The following is a 22,513-nucleotide window of genomic DNA, read 5'->3' on the forward strand; positions in this document are numbered from 1 at the left end:
TGAATTAATTTTTAGCTATAAATTCTTCACATTTAGCCATTAAATCTTGAGCAAAAGGAACATGAAGGGATTTATTAACAGGAATATTATTATAATCAATTTTACCTTCTAAATCAAAATTTCGAGTGATTTTACCATCAAGTGAGACATCTATTCTATTAAAAAAATCAATTAATCCTTCAAAACGACTATTGAATCTATTCCCAAATCCTTCAAATCCACCATTTAAAAATACCACAGGTGTCCCCATTGCTAAACATGGAAGAGCACAGTGAATCCTTGAAGTTACAACTAATTTAGCCTTACTTAATCTTTTTAGATATTCATCAGCAATTTGAAAGTTATTTTCTATAGTTGTTTCAGGAATAACTTGAGTAATAAATTTTGCATTTTTCAATATATCTTTAGAAAATTGAGTTTTAAAAACTTTGTTTTTCAGCATAAATTCAAAAAATCGTCTTCTTTTAATTCTGCTCAACAGTTTTTTTCTTGAGTTTAACATCTCATTAAGAGAAAAATAATGAAAAAGTGGATCAATGAATAATACTTCTTCTGAAATTTCCTCCGACTTTCTTATATAAGTTCTCCCTAGAGTAAGTGTCAGACAACCGGAGTAATATGCATCTACACCTTTGTCACTTAACAGCTTAGCAGTGGCCTTATCTCTACAGCCAATTGGTTGATGCTTTTTAAAGTAGTTAATACTTTTTTCTTCCGTCATCGCCTCATAAACAGAAGAATTAATGTGCATTGAAACAAACAAGGGATTTATTTTCTCAGAAGGAGGCCAGTTTTTTGGATTATGCATGTACCAACCATTCATAATCATTTTGATATAATCACCTTCATAAGTATTTAAGTCTTCTCTATCTCTGTAAACATCTACTTGCGGTAAGTATTGTTTTGCAGCAAGTGCTTGCACATAGTCTCCTACATTGGTTTGTTTCCTTGAACAACCCATTAACCCATACTTTTTGATTTCTTCCATTTTGAAATAACTTTTGATTTTAATGATATAATATGTTTGTAATTAAAGATGGTAAATACTATTAAAGATATTATTAATGATAAAGGGAAAGTCCACTTATTTTCTACATATAATAACCCCGTAAGTATTATAAAGATTAGAGTTAAAATTATAGTATTTATAATAGGAAATTTAATTTTTAGAAAATGCTGTATATGAATTCCTCTGAAAATTAAGAGAACAAGATAACCTAACATAATAGATAAACTTATTCCATATAATCCCATGTACTGAACAAAAACAAAGGAAGTCGAAATTGTGACAATTCCACCCAAAATTGAGGAATATAAGATTCCTTTGGTATCTTTAGCTCTTAAATATCCTGCTCCATAAAAAGCAGAAATAGCTTGCAAAAATACGGCAAATAATAAAATTGGAATATATTTCCATGACTCATAATAACCTTTACCTATAAATTGCATCATAAATTTTGAACAACTAACCAGAATAATAATAATTCCCATAACTAAATTTACATATCCTGAAAGAATATTTGTAAATTGAGTTTCTGCTTCCTCTTGATTTAAGGTTTTTATCGCTTTCTCTTGCCAGGCTAATGTAAATACATTTGTAACTATTAAAACAATTGTTGGTATTTTATAGGAAATTGCAAATAAACCATTATACTCTTTTCCTAAATATCCCAAAATAACATATCTTGTTGATGCTGAAATAAGCCACCAACTCAACGTATTTGGCAATAATGGTAATGAATATCCACATAATTCCTTAATTAATTTTAAATTAATTTTTTTAAGCTTAAGATATTTCCACCAATTATTTTTAATAAAAAGCCAGATAATCACACCTGTAAGAGCAATTATATTTGCTAATAGTACACCATCTACAGAACTTTTAAAGAAATATAATGCAATTACTGTATTAAAAACAAAAAACAACGAATATACAACACTAGTTGCAGCATATATTCTATTTTTCCCGATACCTCTCGTTCCTTGTTGTAATGTTGGAAAGATCATCATTAATACAGAAAATATGTATAAATACATTTGATGATCCCATTTAATAAAAATAGCCAATATCCAATAAATTCCAGTATAAAGAATTATATTTCTAAAAAGTAAACCAAAGACATTTTCAAAAATCTGATCCTTATTTTCAGTCTGAGTTTTATCAAGCAACCATCTTAATAAAGAGGAATCAATCTGTAAGCTTATACATGGCACTAAAAAGGAAACCGACGTTAAAATTAAATCATATTCTCCAACTTCTTCCTTAGTTAGAAAATATGTCATAAAAAAGACTAGTACAAATGATAGAACTTTTGAACTGAAGTTCCCGATCATATAAATAATCGTAAGATAAGCAAGACTATTGTTCTTTTTTTTTTCCAAAATAATATTTCAATTTGTTCAGTTTACCATATAAAAAGTTAATTAATTCTAATTTTACAAACATTCGTACTGCGAATATTTGTAAAATTATATACTTCACTTTTCAATAATAACTATTTTAATTTAGTATATTAATTTTAATTAATTAACATACATGCTCTGCTTCTTTTTTTATTTAAATCTGTTAATCATTCCCAAATAAGTCCCGTGTATATACTTTATCTCTGACATCTGATAATTCGGGTGCATCACGATTAGAAATAATAACATCACAATCTTTTTTAAACTGTTCCAAATCTCTTACTACCTTAGATCCAAAAAAATAATCATCTTTCAATACAGGTTCAAATACTTCTACTTCAATCCCTTTTGCTTTAATACGTTTCATTACTCCCTGTATAGCAGAAGCTCTGAAATTATCAGAACCAGACTTCATAATCAAACGATATACCCCAACTTTTTTAGGATTTTTTGCCAAAATGGAATCAGCAATGAAATCTTTACGTGTCCGGTTAGCATCTACAATTGCCTGAATAATATTGTTAGGTACAGCATCATAATTAGCCAAAAGTTGTTTAGTGTCTTTGGGTAAGCAGTATCCTCCATATCCAAATGAAGGGTTATTGTAATGGGATCCAATGCGAGGATCAAGCCCCACCCCTTCTATAATTTGTCTACTATTTAAGTTATGGATTTGTGCATAGCTATCTAACTCATTAAAATATGCTACTCGTAAAGCCAAATAAGTATTTGAAAATAATTTAATTGCTTCAGCTTCTGTAGGGTTGGTAAATAAAGTTGGAATTTCTTCTTTAATTGCTCCTCTTTTCAATAATTCAACAAACACTTCTGCCCGTTTACTTTGTTCACCTACTATAATTCGCGAAGGATATAAGTTGTCATATAAAGCTTTTCCTTCTCTTAAAAATTCAGGAGAAAAGATAATATTATCGAACTCAAATTTATTTTTTAATCCTTCTGTAAAACCTACAGGCACAGTAGATTTAATTACAATTACAGCATCAGGATTGTATTTTTTAACATCAAGTACTACCATCTCAACACTACTTGTATTAAAGTAATTCGTTTTGGGATCATAGTCTGTTGGTGTGGCAACAATAACATAAGTTGCACCATGATAAGCTTCGTTCTTATCTAAAGTTGCCCTGAAATTAAGCGCTTTATTATTTAAAAAATTACTGATTTCTTTATCTTCTATTGGAGATTGTTTTGCATTAAGCATTTCAATCTTTTCTTCAACAATATCTAAGGCAATAACTTCATTATGTTGTGCTAGTAAAACAGCATTTGACAAGCCTACATAACCTGTTCCTACTACAGTTATTTTCATTTGTTTGTTCATCAGTTTATAATCGATTATCATACTGCTTTAATATTCCTTTTACGTCATACACTACGCCCTTATCTTTTAAGTATTGAGATAAATCCAAATCCGTAAATTCCTGATGGGCTACAGTCAAAATTACAGCATCAAACTTTTCCTTGATTTCATGTAATGAATTTATAGAATGAATTCCATACTCATGCTCTACTTCCGTTGGATTTGCCCATGGATCATAAATTGTGACATCTAAAGAATATTCCTCTAGCCCGGCAATAACATCTGCAGCTTTTGTATTCCTCACGTCCGGACAGTTTTCTTTAAAAGTTATACCAAGATTTAATACTTTAGCTCCGTTGATATTTATACCTTTTTTTATCATTGTTTTCACAACCTGTGAAGCAACAAATGATCCCATGGAGTCGTTCAGTCTTCTGGCCGTAAGTATTAATTCCGAATAGTAACCTACATCTTGTGCTTTCTGAGCCAGATAGAATGGATCTACTCCTATGCAATGTCCACCTACTAATCCTGGTTTAAACTTTAAAAAATTCCATTTTGTCCCTGCTGCTTCAAGAACAGCATGGGTATCGATATCCAATAAGTTAAATATTTTAGCTAATTCATTAACGAAAGCAATATTAATATCTCTTTGAGAATTCTCAATTACCTTTGAAGCTTCCGCTACCTTAATGGTGGGAGCTAAATGTGTTCCTGCTGTTATTACAGATTTATATAGATCATCTACTTTTTTTCCTATTTCAAATGTAGAACCCGAAGTTACTTTTAAGATCTTTTCTACAGTTCGTTCTCTATCTCCAGGATTGATTCGTTCAGGTGAATAACCGGCAAAAAAATCTTCATTAAACTTCAGTCCGGAAATTTTTTCCAGTACAGGAATACATTCCTCCTCTGTAACTCCCGGATATACTGTTGATTCATAAATAACAATATCACCCTTTTTCAATACTTTCCCAGCTGTTTCCGAAGCTTTATATAAAGGTGTTAAATCCGGGCGATTATGTTTGTCCACAGGAGTAGGAACTGTAACAATATAAATATTTGCTTGTCTAATATCATCCAAATTTGAAGAACAGTACAAACCATTTGATAAGTTTAAAAACGGGTTTTCTTTTACCAAAACAGATTGAAGTATACTGTTTTCAACTTCAAGTGTTGAATCTTGTCCTTTATTCAGTTCTTCAATTCTATTTTGATTAATATCAAAACCAACTACAGGATATTTTGTGGCAAATAAACGAGCCAAAGGCAGCCCTACATACCCCAATCCAATTACTCCAATTTTATTTCGTATATCCATATTATTTTCTCAAAAGCTTTTGCCACCAGTTTTTATTTTTTTCACTAGTATATCCATAGCCATAACCATAATTATAGCCATAACCATAGCCTCCGACATTTTTAGAAACATCATTGATAACAAAGGAAACATTTGATAATTTTGATTCTTTAACCAGTTTGTTTGCAAAATCTATCAACACATTCCTTGATACTCCGGATCTTACAACATATAATGTAGCGTCTGCCGTATCAGCAATATTGAGAGTATCTGAAACCAACATCAGTGGCGCAGAATCTATAACAATATAAGCGTAATTAGAAGACAGTTTACTGATAAGTTCCTGATATCTGCCATTAGATAAAAGTTCCTGAGGATTTGGAGGAATAGTTCCTGCATAAATGACATCACAGTTAGGGTTAGTATCAGAGGTGTGGATAAGTTCATTCACATTTGTTGACTCATCATATAAATACTCAGTAAGACCCTTACTTTTAATAGGTTCATTATCATATCTCTGAATCTGCGGATTCCGGATATCTGAACCAATTAGTAAGGACCTTCCATTTTTATTTCCTAATGTCAAAGCCAGATTCACGGATACTAATGTCTTTCCTTCTCCCTTTACAGATGAAGTTACCATAACAACTTTGGCTGAGTCTTTTGAAGGAAGTATAAATTTTAAATTAGAAACCAAGACCCTGAAAGCTTCAGCAAGTTCAGAGAAATCGTTCTTCTGCACCAAATGATTTTGATCATCTTTCAGTGATGGAATATCAGCTAATACCCCTAATGATGTACGATCTGTAACATCATTACGGCTATAAATTTTATCATCCCACATAAAGAAAAGATAAAATATTGCAAAAGGTATTAATAATCCAAGCACAACAGCTCCAACAAGAATAATAATCTTCTTGGGTGAAACGGGTTTATTGTCAGTATAAGCAGGGTTTACGATTTTAGCCTTGGGAACATTTACTGATAAATTAATAGCATTTTCTTCTCTTTTTTGCAATAGGAAAAGGAAAAGCTGTTCCTTTAGATTTTGTTGACGTTCAATTCCTCTGTAAATCTTTGATTGACCGGGAACCTTTTCTATCATTCCTGTGTTAGTAGAAATCTGACTATTTATTTGTGCTATAGAAGCTTGGATAGTAGCTTTCTGCTGTCGAATGTTATCTCTTACAATTTCTTTTAATGATGTAATCTCCTTATTCATTTCAATAACAGCAGGGTTTTCATTAGTAGCCTGTTTTAAGGTTTTATTCCTACTGATAACAAGAGTATTATATTGTGAAATAGCCTGTTCTAGTGAGGGGTTAAGGCCCAAATTGGAAGGCATAAGTTGATTATCTCCTTTTGATGCTTCTGTCTGAAGAGAATTTAAAAGATCCAGCTGAGTTTGTTGTTGAAGCAATACTTTTGTATTATCATTTGTATTTTGGAGAGCCAATTGTGCTTGTGTCTGCAAATCTACAATACGATTACGATTCTGAAAATCTTCTTTTTGGTTCTCAACTCCAGAAAGATCACGAGTAATCACTTCCAGTCTTTTATCTATGAATTCTTGTGTATTTTGGGCCTGTAAATTTTTATCTTTAAGCCCATCTAAATTATATTGTTTTGTTACTTCGTTAAGGATAGCCTCTGATTTATCCGGAACAGTTCCTTCTATACTGATATCCATAAGCATAGCTTTCTGGTCCGGAAGATTAACCTGAATTTTTCTTTCCAAGTTTCTAACTTTTTCCAAGGGATTCCAAAAAACAATCTTATATTTTGAATTAAAGGAGAGTCCTGGCACTTTCTGTAATATAACCGTTCCAAAACTTAATTTTAAAGTTCTGTCAAAACTTCCTTCGATTAATTTTTTTTCACTATCCTCTAAAACAAAATTATTACCATTCACTTCCTTTACCATATACTCGGATGAAACAAATCTTTTTTCATCGTTATAGGAAATCACCTTGGCAACAATTGGAATTTTTGCATATAATTCTGAATCTTTGATTTCTCCTGAATTATAATACTGTACATTTAGATTAAGATTCTGCACCACCTTCATAAGAATTGGCCTAGAATGGACTACTGCCATTTCACTCTTTAACTCGTCCGCATTTCCTAAGCCTAATCCTAAATTATCCAGATCAGCTAATGCTCCCGTAATATCTGCTTGTTTTTTATCAAATTTAAGTGTAGTTGTTGATTGATATTGGGGCACAGAATACCTGAGATATATAAAGGCTCCTATTAAAAAAAGTAAAACAGATCCAACAAACCATGGCCATTTCGCCAGATATTTTCCTAAAATCTTTCTTAGATCTAATTTTTCTTCATTTTCCTGAAATTCTATCTGTTGCATGTCTTAAATTATCGGGTTAAGGAAATAATAAGAGTGGCAACTCCCAATGCAGATGCAATAATCTGGAAAGTTAGAGCCCGGTTAGGGTTGGAATTAGCCTGAACCTGCTTATTTTTATCTGGTTCTACATAAAGTACATCATTCTGTTTCATATAATAATACGGGGAATTCACAATATCTGATCTTGACAGATCTAAATTAACAACCTGATCCTCACCATTTTCTGCAGTACGGATAAGTTTTACCTTTGTACGATCTCCAAAATCAGTCATGTCTCCTGCCAAACTCAATGCTTGAAAAATATTAAGCTTTTGCGTCGTACTTTCTTTTTGCCCGGGAGCTTTTACTTCTCCTAAAACACTCACATTAAAATTCTTTAGAGTCGTCGTCACCAAGGGATCTTTAAGATATCTTTTCAGGCGGGATTCAAGATCTTCTTTCAATTGAACTTGTGTCATTCCCTTAACATATACATTACCCAACACCGGAAAATTGATATATCCTTCTTCATTCACCATATATTCACTAGGCTGTACATATTGATTAACCCCATTAGGGGCTTCACTACCCACACGGTTTGCTGTATTCAAATTAAAGGGTTTTACTGCTGCTTCATCCAATGCTGAAACAAGAATTAATAAAATGTCACCTTCCTGAATATGTAATCCCTGAAATTTAGCTTTCGCTACTTCTTCTTCCATATTATGCTGTGACATATATACCATATTCTGCTTAGGCTTACAGGATAAGAGAACAATGGATAGCAGTAAAAGATACGTAATAATAGTTTTGTTCATGATTTTAATTAAATATCTAATGTAAATACATTTTCTATCAGTAAATGATAGAATTGAATTAATGTATTACACTATTTGTGTTTATTGTCCGGCTTTAACAACCCTTTATCTGGATAATTTTAATTTAGTTAAATATTTTTAATTCTTTATCAAAGCCAAAATCCCTACTGTGATTGAAGCTATTACTGAAGCAACTGATATATACAATCCGGTATTAGGATCTACTCTGGATGCTTTTTCCCTCACTGCATTAGGCTGCACGTAAACAACATCATTCTGCTTCAGGTAATAGTATGGCGAGTTGATAAAATTAGCACTGGTAAGATCTATTCTTTCTTTACTGATCTGCCCGTCTATATTCCGGACTACCAATACATTATTTCTTACACCATAAGCAGTAAGGTCACCGGCTAATCCTAAAGCCCCCAAAAGCGTTGTACTTCCATCAGGAACAATATAAGTTCCGGGCTTGGCAACTTCACCCAATACAGACACTTTAAAGTTAATAAGCTTAATATCTACTATTGGATCTTTTACATATTCTTTAAGTAAACCTGTTAATTTAGCTCTCAGCGTTTCGATATTTTCATTTTTAGTACTGATCTGTCCGATTTGGGGAAAAATAATATCTCCGTTTGTATCTACTGTGTACGTTGGTCCTCCCGCAGGGACAGATTGTGGAAGATTATTAGTGCTTGGTAATGAATATTGAGCTGCAATATTACTGTTTGAAGAATAATTCTGATTAAAAAGCTTTACTACTTCCATATCTTTTGCAGAAACAGAAATAATCAGCTGATCTCCGGGCTGAAAATCCACCCTGCTGTTTTTAATTGAATTCTCCAGAGCTATGCTGTCAATATCTTTCATATAATTAATTTCCTGTCTTGGTGTGCAGGAAAATAAAACAATACTCGTAGCCCCGTAAATGAAATGCTTCAAACTCATTTTTGATATTTTTTCACAAAAATAGGATAATTATTTTAAGGGAAAATTGATTTTTAATCATACTAAATAAAACTTTCCACCCGAATTTTTTAAAGGATCGGATGATCCTCAATAATTTCCTTATCTAAAGCCACCCCTCTATCCAACACTTCAAATTCAGAATTATTACTGATAAATTCAGGAACAATAGTTTTAAGTATTCTAACAACCTGTAACTTATCTCTTTTTACTGCAGCCAGAACAATTTGCTTACTTAGCGTATCTATCTGGTCAAATTCAGCAGAAGGATCCTTTGATATCAGAATTTTTTCATGATGGGTCGGGATTGTTACTGTATTATTACTCAGAAGCTCTTCATATAACTTTTCTCCCGGCCTTAGTCCAATAAATGTAATTTTAATATCTTCATCAGGAGTATAACCTGACAGTTTGATCATTCTTCTTGCCAGATCCAGGATCTTAACAGGTTCTCCCATATCAAATACATAGATCTCACCTCCATTTCCCATAGTACCGGCCTGAAGAACCAGTTCACAAGCTTCAGGAATGGTCATGAAATACCGGATAATATCAGGATGGGTAATGGTTACCGGACCACCCTTTTCAATTTGTTTCCTGAAATGAGGAATTACCGAACCATTTGATCCCAGTACATTTCCAAAACGCGTGGTAATAAACTTCGTAGTGTTTCCGGGAATATTTTGCAAAGATTGAACAAACAGTTCAGCAGCTCTTTTAGAAGCTCCCATAACATTTGTTGGGTTTACAGCTTTATCAGTAGAAACCATAACAAACCTGTTAACTTTATGTTTTTTAGATAATAAAGCAAGATTTTTGGTTCCCAGAATATTCACAAAAATAGCCTCGTGGGGATTCTCTTCTATTAATGGCACATGTTTATAGGCAGCTGCATGATAAACCATCGAAAACTGATGTTCTTCAAAAACTTTTTCAAGCCTGTAATTATTGGAAATATCTGCCAGTATAAATTTAAATCTTTGTTCCGGAAATTTCTCCAAAAGTTCAAGCTCAAGCTCATACAAAGGGGATTCTGCCTGATCAAGCACTACAATCAGAGAAGGATTAAATTGGGCTACCTGTCTTACAATTTCACTACCAATAGATCCTGCTCCTCCGGTTACCAATACATTTTTTTCGAAATGTCTTTTCTTTACCTCCTCACTTTCTATTTTAATAGGCTTACGGTTCAATAAATCTTCGATCTGAAGCTGACTAATCCCTCCCACAAGATCACTATCTCTCATTTTACTAAGAGTAGGAGCCTTCAAAACCCTTAATCCTTTATCAAGAGCGAGCGTCATCCACTCTTCAATCTCCTGTTTTGTCATGATCTCTTTGATAAGAAGGACAGCATCAAATTTTTTTACCAGACTTTCATTTATAAAGAACTGATTTTTATTATAGATTTTATATCCTAATAACAATGCCCGGTTCGAATCAGATCTTCCGGTAAGGAATCCTTCCAGACGGTAAGGATAATTAGGGTTATGCATAATTGCTCTTGCAAGAGCTACAGATGCTTCACCTACACCCACAACCGCTACCCTCACTTTAGATGAGCCCTGAATATCTACAAGGATGCTAAAAAACTGTTTCGTAACCATTCTGAAAAAGAACATAATGGAAACAGAAATAAGGAAATACAAAAACAGGTTAGGATAAAGAAACAAAGACTTACCTAACGCAATTTCGGTAATATAGTTTACTATTAAAAGCGAAACAAGAGTACTTCCGGATGCCAGGATGATTTTGAAAAAATCAAAAAAAGTTGAATGTCTGATAATTCCGGCATACGTTTTAAAAACATACATAAACAGAACATTGGTTACGATCAGAATTAATCTTTTCTGCATGGCATATTCTGGAAAATTAACTTCAACAGATAAATTTTGCAAGAATAACCGGGAAAGGAAAATGGAAAATAAAATAATTAAAATGTCTATGATAATAACCAACCATCTTGGTATATATCTTAATTTCGTAATCTTTACAATATTGTCTCCATTGTAAAGTGCATTAAAAGCATCGCGCAACTTTTTCATTCAGCATTAAGTGATTTATTTGCGTGGCAAAGGTAATGGATAATATTCATATTTTAACTGGTGTTTAATTTCTTTTTTTATAGATATTATTCCATATAAGGGAAATATATCAATTACCATAGTTATAACAATCGCGTATAATAATCAACATTTTTTACGTAATTTATACGATACAATCATTTTTTTCACATATAAGTCCCAAAAAGAGAAATATTTGTAAGCAATGCATTTTTCATGCCATTTTACTAATTCGTGCAATTAAATTTTAATTTTTTTTTAATGGAATAATGTAAGATATTACAAATAAAAGTATTATAATTTTAAAAATAAAATTTAACCATTATTCAATCTTAAACAATAATTGACTCATGAAAATTCATTTATAATTTTCTATGGTATCCAATATAAATTCATACTCAAATCCCCTGCTCATTAAATATTTTATTGTTTTCGACTTTTTCTGATATTCCTGAAGCCCTTTTTGCCGGGAAATATAATCATCATAAATCCTTGCAATCGTTTTTCTATAATCATCTTCATCAATTTCATCCAAACATATAGTAATCATTTTTTCAGAAATCTGCTTTTGCTTCAGGTTCATTCTGATTTTATTTTTACCCCAATGCTTAATATAAAATTTACCCCTGATGTAACTTCTTGTGAACCGCTCTTCATTCAAAAAATTTTCTTTCAGGAGGTATAGAATAATTTCTTCCCTTGCTTCATCAATAAGCAGGAACTCTTTCATCTTCTGCTCCACCTCAGCGTGACAGCGGTCCTGATAAACACAGTAATTGACCAGTTTCTGCTTAATTTCTTCGAAAGTATAAGATTTCTTTTCCATTTGATTTGAATAAAAAAAGAATGAGCAATCTGCCCATTCTTTATATAATATTGGAGTACCTGTTAGTAATTGAACAGAGCTTTACCTTCCATTAATTCGTTAACTTTCTTTCTTACAGATCCAAGAACTTCTTCATTTTTGATATTATCTACCACTTCAGAAATTAATCCTGCAATAGTATCCATATCATTTTCTTTTAATCCTCTTGTTGTAATAGCTGCAGTTCCCAATCTGATACCAGATGTAGTAAATGGTGATTTATCATCAAAAGGAACCATATTTTTGTTACAGGTAATGTCAGCAAGTACCAGTGCTTTTTCTGTTTCTTTACCATTCACACCTTTATTTCTAAGGTCTACCAGCATCAGGTGATTATCCGTACCTCCACTTACAATATCAAATCCTCTGTTGATCATCGCTTTTGATAATGCCTGAGCATTTGCTTTAACCTGTTTTGCATAAGTTTCGAACTGAACATCCAAAGCTTCACCGAAGGCAACGGCTTTACCAGCGATTACATGCTCTAGTGGTCCTCCCTGAATTCCCGGAAACACTGCACCATCCAATACCTGGCTCATCATTTTGATTTCTCCTTTCGGAGTTTTATGACCGTATGTATTTTCAAAATCTTTCCCCATCATGATCATTCCTCCTCTTGGTCCTCTTAAAGTTTTGTGCGTAGTGGTAGTTACTACATGACAATGTTCAAATGGAGAATTTAATAATCCTTTTGCTACTAAACCAGCCGGGTGAGCAATATCTGCCCAAAGTGTAGCTCCAACTTCATCTGCAACTTCTCTGAATTTAGCATAATCCAAATCTCTTGAATAAGCAGAGAAACCGGCAATAAGCATTTTTGGCTTTTCTCTCAACGCTACTTCTCTCATCTGGTCATAGTCAATAAGACCAGTTTCCTGCTGAACACCATAAGAAACTACATTATATTGAATACCGGAAAAATTTACTGCAGAACCATGAGTAAGGTGTCCTCCCATGGAAAGGTCCATACCCATAATTTTATCACCAGGCTTCAAAACGGCAAGATAAATGGCTGCATTCGCCTGAGAACCTGAATGCGGCTGAACGTTTACATAATCTACTCCAAAAAGCTCTTTAGCCCTGTTAATCGCTAAAGTTTCAACCTCATCTACTACTTCACATCCTCCGTAATATCTTTTTCCGGGATATCCTTCAGCATATTTATTTGTCAGTACACTTCCCATTGCTTTCATCACATTTTCAGAAACAAAATTTTCTGAAGCAATCAGCTCTAATCCGTGAGTTTGTCTTTGTCTTTCCTTTTCAATCAGGTCGAAAATAATATCCATTTTACTTTTAGTTTTGAAATTTTTCACCCCAAATGTACGGAATTTCCATTGAGATTTCTCTATTGAAAAAATGATTTTTAAACACTCAAAAATGAAAATATGTCTCCTTTATATATTGAAGTCGCCTGAACTTTCGGATTGATTATTTTAAACATAAAGACACACAAGTTTAAACACTTAAGTTCCTAGCACATATATTTATGCATAAGTACACCTAATTTTTATAAAAAACTTTAATTTTCATCTTACGTGAACTTTTCTCCGGAATCATTCTAAAGCTTACTTAAAGTGGACTAAAGTATTTTTAAATGAAAATTTGTGACTTTTGTGGTTTATAAAGTTAAATGGGAGGTATTAAAATTCTTCATCTGAAAGTTCCTTATTCACTATGGCTCCTGCAAAATTTCCTTGTGCAACCGCATTGGCTACAGACCGCATCATGGTTACATTATCTCCACAGGCAAATACTCCGGGAATATTTGTTTTCTGCATCATATCCACTTTAATAAATCCCTGCTCTGTCAGTTCACATCCCAGATCAGCAGATACATTTATATTTTGTTCAAAAGGAATTTTAGCATACAAAGCCTGTAAAGGAATTTCTTTCCCGTTCTTGAAAATGATTTTTTGAATGAAACCGTTATCATGTTCTATTTTTTCAATTTCATCTTCATTAAGCTTAATCTTATTCTGATTCAGTTTTTCAATTTGTCCATCAGTAAAGGAAGCCTTTCCATTCGTAAACAAGGTAAGGTTTTTTGTCAGATTTAAAATCAGTTTTGAAAATTCGTAAGCCATATCTCCGTTGGAAAGAATTCCTGTGGCTTCATTTTTTACTTCATAACCATGACAGTATGGGCAATGTATAACAGAGATTCCCCAGCATTCTGCAAATCCGGGGATATCAGGCATTATATCCTTCACTCCGGAAGCAATAATAAGTTTTTTAGAATTGAATTTTTTACCAGATGAAGTTTCAATTTTAAAACCTTCAGCAGCCTTTTGTGTTTTCACTACGGTTCCATTATAAAAATGAACTGTATTATATTTTTCAACATCTTTTTTTGCCAGTTGTGAAATTTCTGATGGTGTTTTCCCATCATGAGTAATAAAGTTATGAGAATGCGGAGTCTGTCTGTTGCAAGGTTTTCCATTGTCAATAATTAAAACATTTCTTAAAGATCTTCCCAGAGACATTCCTGCAGATAATCCGGAATAGCTCCCGCCTATTATGATAACATCAAAGTTTTTATTTTCCATAGTTCAGTTGATAAGTAATCGTTGATGTAGCAAAGGTAAAAGAAATTTTTAAAATGCAACAATGTTGCAATAATATTTTTATTTATTTATTTTCTCTGTAAAAAAAATTATCATTCCCATCCTATTGAAAAACCTATTTCCATCTATTTTTAACTTCAGTAATTTCATCCTGAATTCTTTTATTCACATTTATTTTTGCCCTCTGAAGGCTAAAAATTGCTGTTCCTTTTTCCCTCGCATACGGATTAGTAACGGAATCCTTTAATTTTGCAACTTCAAAAAAAGCCCCTGACTCTTTAAGTTCTTTTCCTGCTTCAGAGGCATCTTTGATCCTGATGACATTTTTATATTTCTTACTTAAATCTATCCAATTGATGTAATCAGCATTAAACGAAACCGCTTTTATTCCTTTCTTTGAATAATAGTTAATTGCTCCGGTCTGTCCGTAATTGTCACATAGGACCATTGTATTTCCGGTTTTTGACAGTTCGGAATATTCTTTATCTACTTTTTGTGCCAATTCTTTCCAGCCCTGCATATCGGCAAAATCCTGCGGCAGGGGATGATCTTTTCCATCTTCCCAGCGAAGCAGTCCGAACTTTTTATATTGATCCTGATGAGACACAATATATTCAGGACTTTTGTTCGGAAAGGCCGTATTGTATAAAGGAAGAAATAAAAGTACGGGAATGAGAATACTGATCGGTTTCAAAAATCTCCCCCAGCCTTTCCCAAATAAATATCCAAGAAAAACAGAACCAAAAGCAATATAAAGAGGATACAACCCTATAGCATAATAGTCTTTTGCTTTAAAGAATAAAAACAGAGTGATTGTGATGATACAACTCCAGAAGAAAAACCTGAATTTCTCAAAAGGCCTATACAGGAGCAACGCTCCCAAACCCGCAATAATAACAAAAATAACGCCTAAGAAAAAGAGGACCTGAGATTTCAAAAAGTCCATCCGGTCTACATGTACAAGCTGTTTTTCAGAAAGCTCTTTCATATGATGAATGATCGGAAAATGATTCTGATACTGCCATAAAAGATTGGGAAAAACAATAATTAAAACTAAAAGCGCTGCCCAATATACATGGGACTGCATAAAAATTTTCCTTTGCGCAGTTAACAGAAATGCCGGAATAAGCCCTAATACTGCAAAAGCGATATTATATTTGTTCAATATTCCAATTCCAAAAATAACAGCCCCTATATACAGCCATTTCACTTTCTCCGAATTAAAATACTTAATCAGACTATAATAAAGAAATAACCATAGAAAAATTTCCAGGGATGTCGGCTGGAATAACATATTTATACGGAGAAGCACTGAAAATAGCATCCCCAGAGATGCAAGCACTTTGGCAAAAAGAGTTCCATTGAGCTCTTCAACGACTTCCCAGGTCAATGCAATTGTCAAAGCTCCAAAAAGGGCCGGAAAAAATTTAACCCAGAATACGGAGTTGCCCAACATTTTAATTATCCAGGCTATCCAGGAATTGACAGGCGGAACAGAAAGATATCCCCATGCAAGATGATTCGCCTGGTCAAGATGCAGATATTCATCCCTGTGAAGTTCATACTCAGGACTTATCAGGGAGTATTGGAGAAAAAACTTTGCAATGATAAAAAGAAACAGAACCCAATAGTCTTTTTTCATGAAATACAGTTTGGAATTAAAATTAAGACATTTTAAACTGCTGTTACATATTTATCTTTTATAAAACAAAAATCCCGGAGAAAAAGAATTCCTCCGGGAGTACGTTTAAAATTTATAGTGTGTTTATTATTTTTTATCAGCCTTTTCTTTCAGCTCTTCCTTGTCTTTATCGGACGGGTTCCAAACTTTTACTTCAGAATCTTTTGTAATATTTGATCCCGGAAGAATCTGAACATTGATCCCATCGCTGGCTCCAAGCTTTACATATACTTTCTTAAATTTCCCGTCTTTTTGCTTAACTTCAACAAAAGGAATATCTTTTCCTTGTTTCTTTTCATATTGTACCAAAGATTCATCCAGCAGTAAAGCATTCTTTTGAGAACTCAGTACAATTTCTCCGTTTGCAGAGAAACCCGCTCTTATATATTCATTATTAGGATTGGTTACATTACCTTCTACCGGAAATTTAATGGTCCCTGCATTATCCTTTCCTTTAGGAGCAATCATGGTCAGTTTTCCCGGGAAAGTTTTATTCTGTAATGCCCCGATCACAATATTCATATCCATACCTTCACTTAATTTACCGGCCTGAGCTTCATCAATTTCTCCTTTAAAGATCAGAACATTCAAATCTGCAACCGAACATATCGTTGTTCCCGCATTGAAGTTATTGGCTTCAATCACCTGGCTTCCTGCTTTTACAGGAACTTCAAGCACTGTTCCTGAAGCCTTGGAACGGATCTCTGTTGTTGCTAAACCTTGTCCTTTAAGCTCAGGAGTAGCTCCTGTTTTAGCGATCTGCAATCTTTTCTGAGCCGTATTCAATTGCTGCTGGGCATTTTTCAAAGTCTGCTGTTGAGAGAACAGCTGCTGCTGAGAATTAAGAAACTCCTGTTTGGATGCCACACCCTGCTTATAAAGCTTTTCCTGCATTTCAAATTGCTTCTGCATATTTCCTACATTCATCTGAGCGTTGCTGATCTGAATCTGCGCATTCTGAACCTCCTGCTGAGCAGCATTTACCTCGGAGATGCTTGGAACAATCTTTACTGTGGCAATCAGCTGCCCTACCTCTACCTTATCTCCTTCTTTTACTAATATTTTATCTATAATCCCGGCAATATTGGGTTTGATTTCAATTTCCTCTTTTGGAACAATCTTACCTGTTGCCATTACCTTATCATCCATATTCTGAACTGTAGGCTTGCGGGTAAGGAAAGCTTCCCCTTCCTTAGAGTTAGATTTTATAAGATAGCCAATCCCCGAGAACAATGCCACTGCAAATAAAAGCCCCAACACTATATAAATGGCTTTTTTCCAAGTGAATTTCTTTTTCATATGTATAGTTTATTTTTTTATTTTTATTAGCTCATCAGCTTCTGCAGATTGCTTTTTAATTAATTACTCTGTTCTTAATGCTTCAATAGGTTTAATCTTCACCGCTCTCTGTGCAGGAATCATCCCGATTACCAGTCCCAGAATCACCATTACAGCCATCGCCGCAAACACATTTCCATAGTTGACCGTCGGATTATAGAATGGAAATGAATCCTGGCCCTGGGTGACTGCATTGAGAATCATCAATACAAAAATACCGGACATAAAGCCTATTAATCCTGAGGAAAGAGTAATAACAACACTTTCCAGCAAAATCTGGTTTCTCACTTCGGCAGGTTTTGCTCCCAGCGCTCTTCTGATCCCGATCTCTTTGGTTCTTTCCTTTACCGTAATCAAAAGAATGTTGGAAATGGCAATTACTCCTGCAAGAATAGTCAGTGTCCCTACGATAATGGTCAGTAACTGCATCCCTGTAAGAAAACCTGTAAGTTTTTTAAATTCTTTCCCAAGATTGAAACTTCCGAAAGCATTAGTATCTTCAGGGGATACTTTATTTTTTGTTTTTAAAGCCTGCTTAACATCTTCTTCTACTGAATTAACGTTAGCATTAGGCTTACTTACAATGGCAAACATGTCGATCTGGTCTCCTGCATTATACATTTTCGTATAAGTGGAAAGTGGAATGAAAGCAGTTTGGTCATTCTCAAATCCGCCTCCTTTTTTTACACGAAAAACCCCGATTACATTAAAAAACAACCCTTTAATATTAATAGATTTTCCTATCGGATTTTCTTTTTTCTTGGAATCAAAGAAGTTTTTATAAATCTCTTCTCCTATAACCACTACATTTTTATTCCCTGAGACATCTGCATCATTAATGTAACGCCCGAAGATCAGTTTTTTTTCTGAAATTTTATTTCCTACAGAGTAATCTCCGGTAAGCGAATAAGTTCCGTTCTTTCCGTTTCTTGACATGGCTTCCCCCGGTGTTCCGGTAAAGCTTCCTCTTGCATTCTGTGGCGATATATAATCTATAGCAGTTACTTTCCTTTTCAGCATTTCCATATCAGCCAAGTTCAGGTGAACTTCTCTTCCTTTAGGAAACCCTTCATAGGGTATGGACGTTTTCTGTGCCCACAGGAAGATTGAATTGGTTGCAAAACCGGAAAATAATTTATCAAAACCATTCTCCATTCCTTTTGCTGCTCCAAGAAGGCTTACGTACAAAAACATTCCCCATCCAACGCCGATCATGGTAAGAAACGTTCGGAGTTTATTATTCCTCAATGAATAATAAATCTCCTGCCAAGTATCTTTTTTAAATATGATATTCACCTTTCTGAATTATTAGTTAAAAATATGGGTTATGAATCTGTTGATCTGTCTTTTTTGTTTACATATTATTCTGTTCTCAATGCTTCTATCGGTTTGATCTTCGAAGCTCGGTATGCTGGAACAAACCCTGCAATCAGTCCTGAGAAAATCAGAGCAATGAATGCCATAATAATGGATCCCCAGCCTACACTTGGATTTTTAATAAAAAATTCTTCAAGACTGTTACCGATAAGGTTTAAGGTCAGAACACCTATCCCCACCCCAACAAGTCCGGATACCACTGTGATCACAACACTTTCCTGAACAATCAGACCTACAATTCCACTTGGTTTTGCACCAATAGCCTTTCGTACACCGATTTCCTTGGTTCTTTCTTTTACGATATACACCATGATATTGCTGATCCCGATAATTCCGGCAAGCAATGTTCCTAATCCGATAAATCCAACAATAGCTGTAAGTACCGCCATAAACATGAATGTGTCATTCATATTTTTGGCATTGTTCCAGACACGGACACCATTTTCATCATCAGGAGATACATTTTTTCTTGACTTCAATTTATCTTTAAGCTCATCTCCGTATTTAATGGCTTCCTGAGGGGTCAGTTTATCACTATAAGAGATATAAGCGATATTCACTGTATCAGACCCTTTTTTCATCTGCTGTAAAGTAGTAATGGGTACTGTGATATGTCTTTCATCCCAATCTCCTCCATCATCAGAAAACACTCCTACCACTTTAAACATTGTTCCGTTGATATCCAGTTCTTTTCCTACAGGACTTCCGTTCTTGATCAGGTCTCTCTGAACCATCCTCCCAATAACAGCAACATTTTGTTTTCCTTCCAGATCTCTCGGAGTAATATATCTTCCGTCAATCATCTTCCGGTTTTCAATGATCTGTTCTCCCGGTTCTGCTCCATGTATCTGGTAGGTTCCGCTTTCTTTGCCATATTTCACCATTAAGCTGGCATTATATCTCGGACTGGAAGCTCCTACATTCTTCTTATCAGCATTAATAAGAAAGTCATAGTCATCATTATTTAGCGTAACAGTACGATCTGACTGTAATCCTTTATAAGCCAGTGTCGTTTTTCCTGTAGTAATGGTAATCAGATTTTTGGCATCACCTGAAAACCCTTCAGAGAAAGCATTCTGGAGTCCTTTTCCAATTCCGAAAAGTACAATGAAAATAAACAGTCCCAAGGCTACCGTAAACCCTGAAAGTACCGTCCGAAGTACATTGCTCCGGATAGAACTGAATATTTCCTGCCAACGATCTAGGTCAAACATATTTTTTATCTTTTTACTTTGTAAAAAAAGTCAATTAGCTACACTCTCAATTTTCTTCAAAATCAATTCACTTGCGAAGCAAAAATGACCATTCACTATTCACCTATAATACAATCTGCTTAATAAACTCATCACTTTCAATAATCCCGTCCTTCAATACTACATTTCTTTTGGTCTGTGCAGCCACATCAGGTTCGTGGGTTACAACAATGATTGTTTTTCCTTCATTGTTGATATCCTGAAGAAGTTTCATAATATCATGAGTAGTTTTGGAGTCCAATGCTCCGGTAGGTTCATCTGCCAGCACCACTTTTGGATCGGTGATCAAAGCTCTTGCAATTGCCACTCTTTGCTTTTGTCCTCCGGAAAGTTCACTCGGAAGGTGGTTAGCCCATTGTGCAAGCCCCACTTTTTCCAGATATTCCAATGCCTTCTGATTCCGTTCTTTTCTTGGCACATTCTGGTAATACAGGGGAAGTGCGACATTTTCCAAAGCTGTTTTATAATTGATTAGATTAAAAGACTGAAAAATAAATCCTAAAAACCTGCTTCTGTATTCCGCAGCCTTTACTTCAGATAAATGTTCGATAGGAACTCCATCCAACTCATAAGTACCTGAATCTTTTTCATCCAGAATACCAATAATATTAAGAAGCGTGGATTTTCCGGAACCGGAACTTCCCATAATAGAAACAAACTCTCCTTCAGAAATATTCAGATTAATTCCTTTGAGAACATGAAGTTTGCTTTTCCCTGTATCGTATGACTTATTTAAATCCTGAATTATTAACATTAAGTGATGTATGTTTTTATACCCAATAAGTAGATGATATTTTCAAATTGTTACAAGAAAGAAAATTTATTCAAATATTTTTTTGTTTAATTGATACAACACCTATTCATAACACATTACAACAAACTGTTTAACTGTAACTGCAACTTTCCTTTTATTTATCCCCAATATTCCCTCCTAGCCTATTATTTGTCGTGGTTTCATGTAAATGTGGAAAACTTTTACAGCTAAAAGTCAACCAATTAGTATTTACCCCTTTCAAAATCAGTTCTTTTTTTCGAACTTTGTCATTAGATTCTGATCAGAAACACAAACTTTTATGTGAATAACTTCCATTCACAACCAACAGAAAAACAAAAAGTTATATACATTCTGAACGTTATCCACATAGATCTGAATTATTTAATTATAAAGATATTTTAATATGGGAATTTTTGATAAAAGAGTAAGCTATAAGCCATTTGAATACCCGGAGGTCCTGCAATTTGTAGAGGCAATCAATAAATCATTCTGGGTACATTCGGAAGTGGACTTTACTGCAGATGTTCAGGATTTTCATTCGCAGTTGGAACCACATGAAAAGCATGCTGTGAAAAATGCGCTTTTAGCCATTGCACAGATCGAGGTGTCTGTAAAGACATTCTGGGGAAATTTATACAACCATCTTCCGAAACCTGAATTCAATGGATTAGGGTCTACTTTTGCAGAATGCGAATTCCGTCATTCTGAAGCATATTCCCGTTTATTAGAAGTTTTAGGATATAACGATGAATTCCTTAATGTAATCGAAATTCCTGCTGTAAAAGGCAGAATTGAATTTCTGGGAAATGCCTTAAAACATGCTAATTCAGCAACTCCAAAAGAATATGTTTCTGCATTATTATTATTCAGTATTCTTGTAGAAAACGTTTCTCTTTTCTCTCAGTTTGCCATCATCCTTTCTTTCACAAGATTTAAAGGATTCATGAAAAATGTATCCAACATCATTGCCTGGACTTCTGTGGATGAACAGATCCATGCCAATGCAGGAATTTACCTGATTAATAAAATTCGTGAGGAACAGCCTGATTTGTTAACAGACAGTGATATAGAAGATATTTATACACTTGTTGATGAATCCATCGAAAGAGAAGGTGATATCCTGAGCTGGATCTTTGAATTGGGAGAAATTGATAATGTTTCGAAAGAAGACTTATTAAACTTTATGAAATATCGTGTGGATGACAGTTTGAAGAAAATCAACATGAAAACAAGATACAATATTACGCCTGAACAATACAGGCCAATGGTATGGTTTGAAGAAGAAGTTTTTGCCAATTCACTGGATGATTTCTTTGCCAAAAGACCTGTTGATTATACAAAACACGATAAGAGTATTACAGCAAACGATTTATTCTAGAAGTTCAAAAATTCCCGGCCAGCCAAATATAAGGCAAATCCGGTATGTAACAGAATAAGAATAA

At 34.0% G+C, this 22,513-nt stretch carries 17 protein-coding genes; 1 reads left to right on the forward strand and 16 read right to left on the reverse strand.

Translation table 11 applies throughout. The features are described from left to right. Nucleotides 1-4: 4 nt before the first annotated feature. The 16 genes from DRF59_RS15430 to DRF59_RS15505 all read right to left on the reverse strand — a co-directional run bounded on the left by DRF59_RS15430 (nucleotide 5) and on the right by DRF59_RS15505 (nucleotide 21,050). Nucleotides 5-988 (reverse strand): polysaccharide pyruvyl transferase family protein, encoded by a 984-nt coding sequence (locus DRF59_RS15430; protein ID WP_115962095.1) that lies wholly within the window; start codon nucleotides 986-988, stop codon nucleotides 5-7. Next, nucleotides 961-2,382, reverse strand: a complete 1,422-nt coding sequence (locus DRF59_RS15435) for a lipopolysaccharide biosynthesis protein (RefSeq protein ID WP_115962098.1) — start codon at nucleotides 2,380-2,382, stop codon at nucleotides 961-963. The genes DRF59_RS15430 and DRF59_RS15435 overlap by 28 nt, the downstream gene beginning before the upstream one ends. Before the next feature lie 184 nt (nucleotides 2,383-2,566). Next, complete coding sequence (locus DRF59_RS15440; RefSeq protein WP_115962279.1) at nucleotides 2,567-3,733, reverse strand: nucleotide sugar dehydrogenase; 1,167 nt, start codon at nucleotides 3,731-3,733, stop codon at nucleotides 2,567-2,569. Nucleotides 3,734-3,749: 16 nt separating this feature from the next. Continuing rightward, the gene (locus tag DRF59_RS15445; RefSeq protein ID WP_115962101.1) at nucleotides 3,750-5,045 is read right to left on the reverse strand and encodes a nucleotide sugar dehydrogenase; all 1,296 of its coding nucleotides are present in this window, start codon (nucleotides 5,043-5,045) and stop codon (nucleotides 3,750-3,752) included. Between the two features lies 1 nt (nucleotide 5,046). Beyond that, nucleotides 5,047-7,389, reverse strand: coding sequence for a GumC family protein (locus DRF59_RS15450; RefSeq protein ID WP_115962104.1), 2,343 nt, complete (start codon nucleotides 7,387-7,389; stop codon nucleotides 5,047-5,049). Between the two features lie 8 nt (nucleotides 7,390-7,397). Next, nucleotides 7,398-8,186, reverse strand: coding sequence for a polysaccharide biosynthesis/export family protein (locus tag DRF59_RS15455; RefSeq protein WP_115962107.1), 789 nt, complete (start codon nucleotides 8,184-8,186; stop codon nucleotides 7,398-7,400). 138 nt (nucleotides 8,187-8,324) lie between these two features. Further along, a complete protein-coding gene (locus tag DRF59_RS15460; protein WP_115962110.1) occupies nucleotides 8,325-9,134 on the reverse strand; it encodes a polysaccharide biosynthesis/export family protein in 810 nt (269 codons plus the stop codon). Between the two features lie 89 nt (nucleotides 9,135-9,223). After that, the gene (locus DRF59_RS15465; protein ID WP_115962113.1) at nucleotides 9,224-11,197 is read right to left on the reverse strand and encodes a polysaccharide biosynthesis protein; all 1,974 of its coding nucleotides are present in this window, start codon (nucleotides 11,195-11,197) and stop codon (nucleotides 9,224-9,226) included. Nucleotides 11,198-11,573: 376 nt separating this feature from the next. Further along, a complete protein-coding gene (locus tag DRF59_RS15470) occupies nucleotides 11,574-12,041 on the reverse strand; it encodes a regulatory protein RecX (RefSeq protein ID WP_185144925.1) in 468 nt (155 codons plus the stop codon). 62 nt (nucleotides 12,042-12,103) lie between these two features. Further along, a complete protein-coding gene (glyA, locus tag DRF59_RS15475; RefSeq protein ID WP_115962116.1) occupies nucleotides 12,104-13,369 on the reverse strand; it encodes a serine hydroxymethyltransferase in 1,266 nt (421 codons plus the stop codon). 354 nt (nucleotides 13,370-13,723) lie between these two features. Next, complete coding sequence (locus tag DRF59_RS15480; protein ID WP_115962119.1) at nucleotides 13,724-14,629, reverse strand: NAD(P)/FAD-dependent oxidoreductase; 906 nt, start codon at nucleotides 14,627-14,629, stop codon at nucleotides 13,724-13,726. 133 nt (nucleotides 14,630-14,762) lie between these two features. Next, the gene (locus tag DRF59_RS15485) at nucleotides 14,763-16,289 is read right to left on the reverse strand and encodes a glycosyltransferase family 39 protein (RefSeq protein ID WP_115962122.1); all 1,527 of its coding nucleotides are present in this window, start codon (nucleotides 16,287-16,289) and stop codon (nucleotides 14,763-14,765) included. A gap of 126 nt (nucleotides 16,290-16,415) precedes the next feature. After that, nucleotides 16,416-17,627, reverse strand: coding sequence for an efflux RND transporter periplasmic adaptor subunit (locus DRF59_RS15490; protein WP_185144926.1), 1,212 nt, complete (start codon nucleotides 17,625-17,627; stop codon nucleotides 16,416-16,418). Between the two features lie 63 nt (nucleotides 17,628-17,690). Further along, nucleotides 17,691-18,962, reverse strand: coding sequence for an ABC transporter permease (locus tag DRF59_RS15495; RefSeq protein WP_115962128.1), 1,272 nt, complete (start codon nucleotides 18,960-18,962; stop codon nucleotides 17,691-17,693). Nucleotides 18,963-19,027: 65 nt separating this feature from the next. Further along, on the reverse strand, nucleotides 19,028-20,257 hold the full coding sequence (locus tag DRF59_RS15500; RefSeq protein WP_115962131.1) for an ABC transporter permease: 1,230 nt from the start codon (nucleotides 20,255-20,257) through the stop codon (nucleotides 19,028-19,030). A gap of 103 nt (nucleotides 20,258-20,360) precedes the next feature. After that, nucleotides 20,361-21,050, reverse strand: coding sequence for an ABC transporter ATP-binding protein (locus DRF59_RS15505; protein ID WP_115962134.1), 690 nt, complete (start codon nucleotides 21,048-21,050; stop codon nucleotides 20,361-20,363). 424 nt (nucleotides 21,051-21,474) lie between these two features. Here DRF59_RS15505 and DRF59_RS15510 point away from each other — a divergent pair, with 424 nt between their 5' ends. Next, complete coding sequence (locus DRF59_RS15510) at nucleotides 21,475-22,449, forward strand: ribonucleotide-diphosphate reductase subunit beta (RefSeq protein WP_047095854.1); 975 nt, start codon at nucleotides 21,475-21,477, stop codon at nucleotides 22,447-22,449. Nucleotides 22,450-22,513: the final 64 nt, after the last annotated feature.

It is taken from the genome of Chryseobacterium flavum, assembly GCF_003385595.1.
In the GTDB taxonomy this organism is placed as follows: Bacteria; Bacteroidota; Bacteroidia; order Flavobacteriales; family Weeksellaceae; genus Chryseobacterium; species Chryseobacterium flavum.

What these genes read in the sequence shown, in the direction of transcription:
- DRF59_RS15430 (WP_115962095.1), bottom strand. Translation starts at nt 988, where the DNA reads ATGGAAGAAATCAAAAAGTATGGGTTAATGGGTTGTTCAAGGAAACAA.
- DRF59_RS15440 (WP_115962279.1), bottom strand. Translation starts at nt 3,733, where the DNA reads ATGAAAATAACTGTAGTAGGAACAGGTTATGTAGGCTTGTCAAATGCT.
- DRF59_RS15445 (WP_115962101.1), bottom strand. Translation starts at nt 5,045, where the DNA reads ATGGATATACGAAATAAAATTGGAGTAATTGGATTGGGGTATGTAGGG.
- DRF59_RS15450 (WP_115962104.1), bottom strand. Translation starts at nt 7,389, where the DNA reads ATGCAACAGATAGAATTTCAGGAAAATGAAGAAAAATTAGATCTAAGA.
- DRF59_RS15455 (WP_115962107.1), bottom strand. Translation starts at nt 8,186, where the DNA reads ATGAACAAAACTATTATTACGTATCTTTTACTGCTATCCATTGTTCTC.
- DRF59_RS15460 (WP_115962110.1), bottom strand. Translation starts at nt 9,134, where the DNA reads ATGAGTTTGAAGCATTTCATTTACGGGGCTACGAGTATTGTTTTATTT.
- DRF59_RS15465 (WP_115962113.1), bottom strand. Translation starts at nt 11,197, where the DNA reads ATGAAAAAGTTGCGCGATGCTTTTAATGCACTTTACAATGGAGACAAT.
- DRF59_RS15470 (WP_185144925.1), bottom strand. Translation starts at nt 12,041, where the DNA reads ATGGAAAAGAAATCTTATACTTTCGAAGAAATTAAGCAGAAACTGGTC.
- glyA (WP_115962116.1), bottom strand. Translation starts at nt 13,369, where the DNA reads ATGGATATTATTTTCGACCTGATTGAAAAGGAAAGACAAAGACAAACT.
- DRF59_RS15480 (WP_115962119.1), bottom strand. Translation starts at nt 14,629, where the DNA reads ATGGAAAATAAAAACTTTGATGTTATCATAATAGGCGGGAGCTATTCC.
- DRF59_RS15485 (WP_115962122.1), bottom strand. Translation starts at nt 16,289, where the DNA reads ATGAAAAAAGACTATTGGGTTCTGTTTCTTTTTATCATTGCAAAGTTT.
- DRF59_RS15490 (WP_185144926.1), bottom strand. Translation starts at nt 17,627, where the DNA reads ATGAAAAAGAAATTCACTTGGAAAAAAGCCATTTATATAGTGTTGGGG.
- DRF59_RS15500 (WP_115962131.1), bottom strand. Translation starts at nt 20,257, where the DNA reads ATGTTTGACCTAGATCGTTGGCAGGAAATATTCAGTTCTATCCGGAGC.
- DRF59_RS15505 (WP_115962134.1), bottom strand. Translation starts at nt 21,050, where the DNA reads ATGTTAATAATTCAGGATTTAAATAAGTCATACGATACAGGGAAAAGC.
- DRF59_RS15510 (WP_047095854.1), top strand. Translation starts at nt 21,475, where the DNA reads ATGGGAATTTTTGATAAAAGAGTAAGCTATAAGCCATTTGAATACCCG.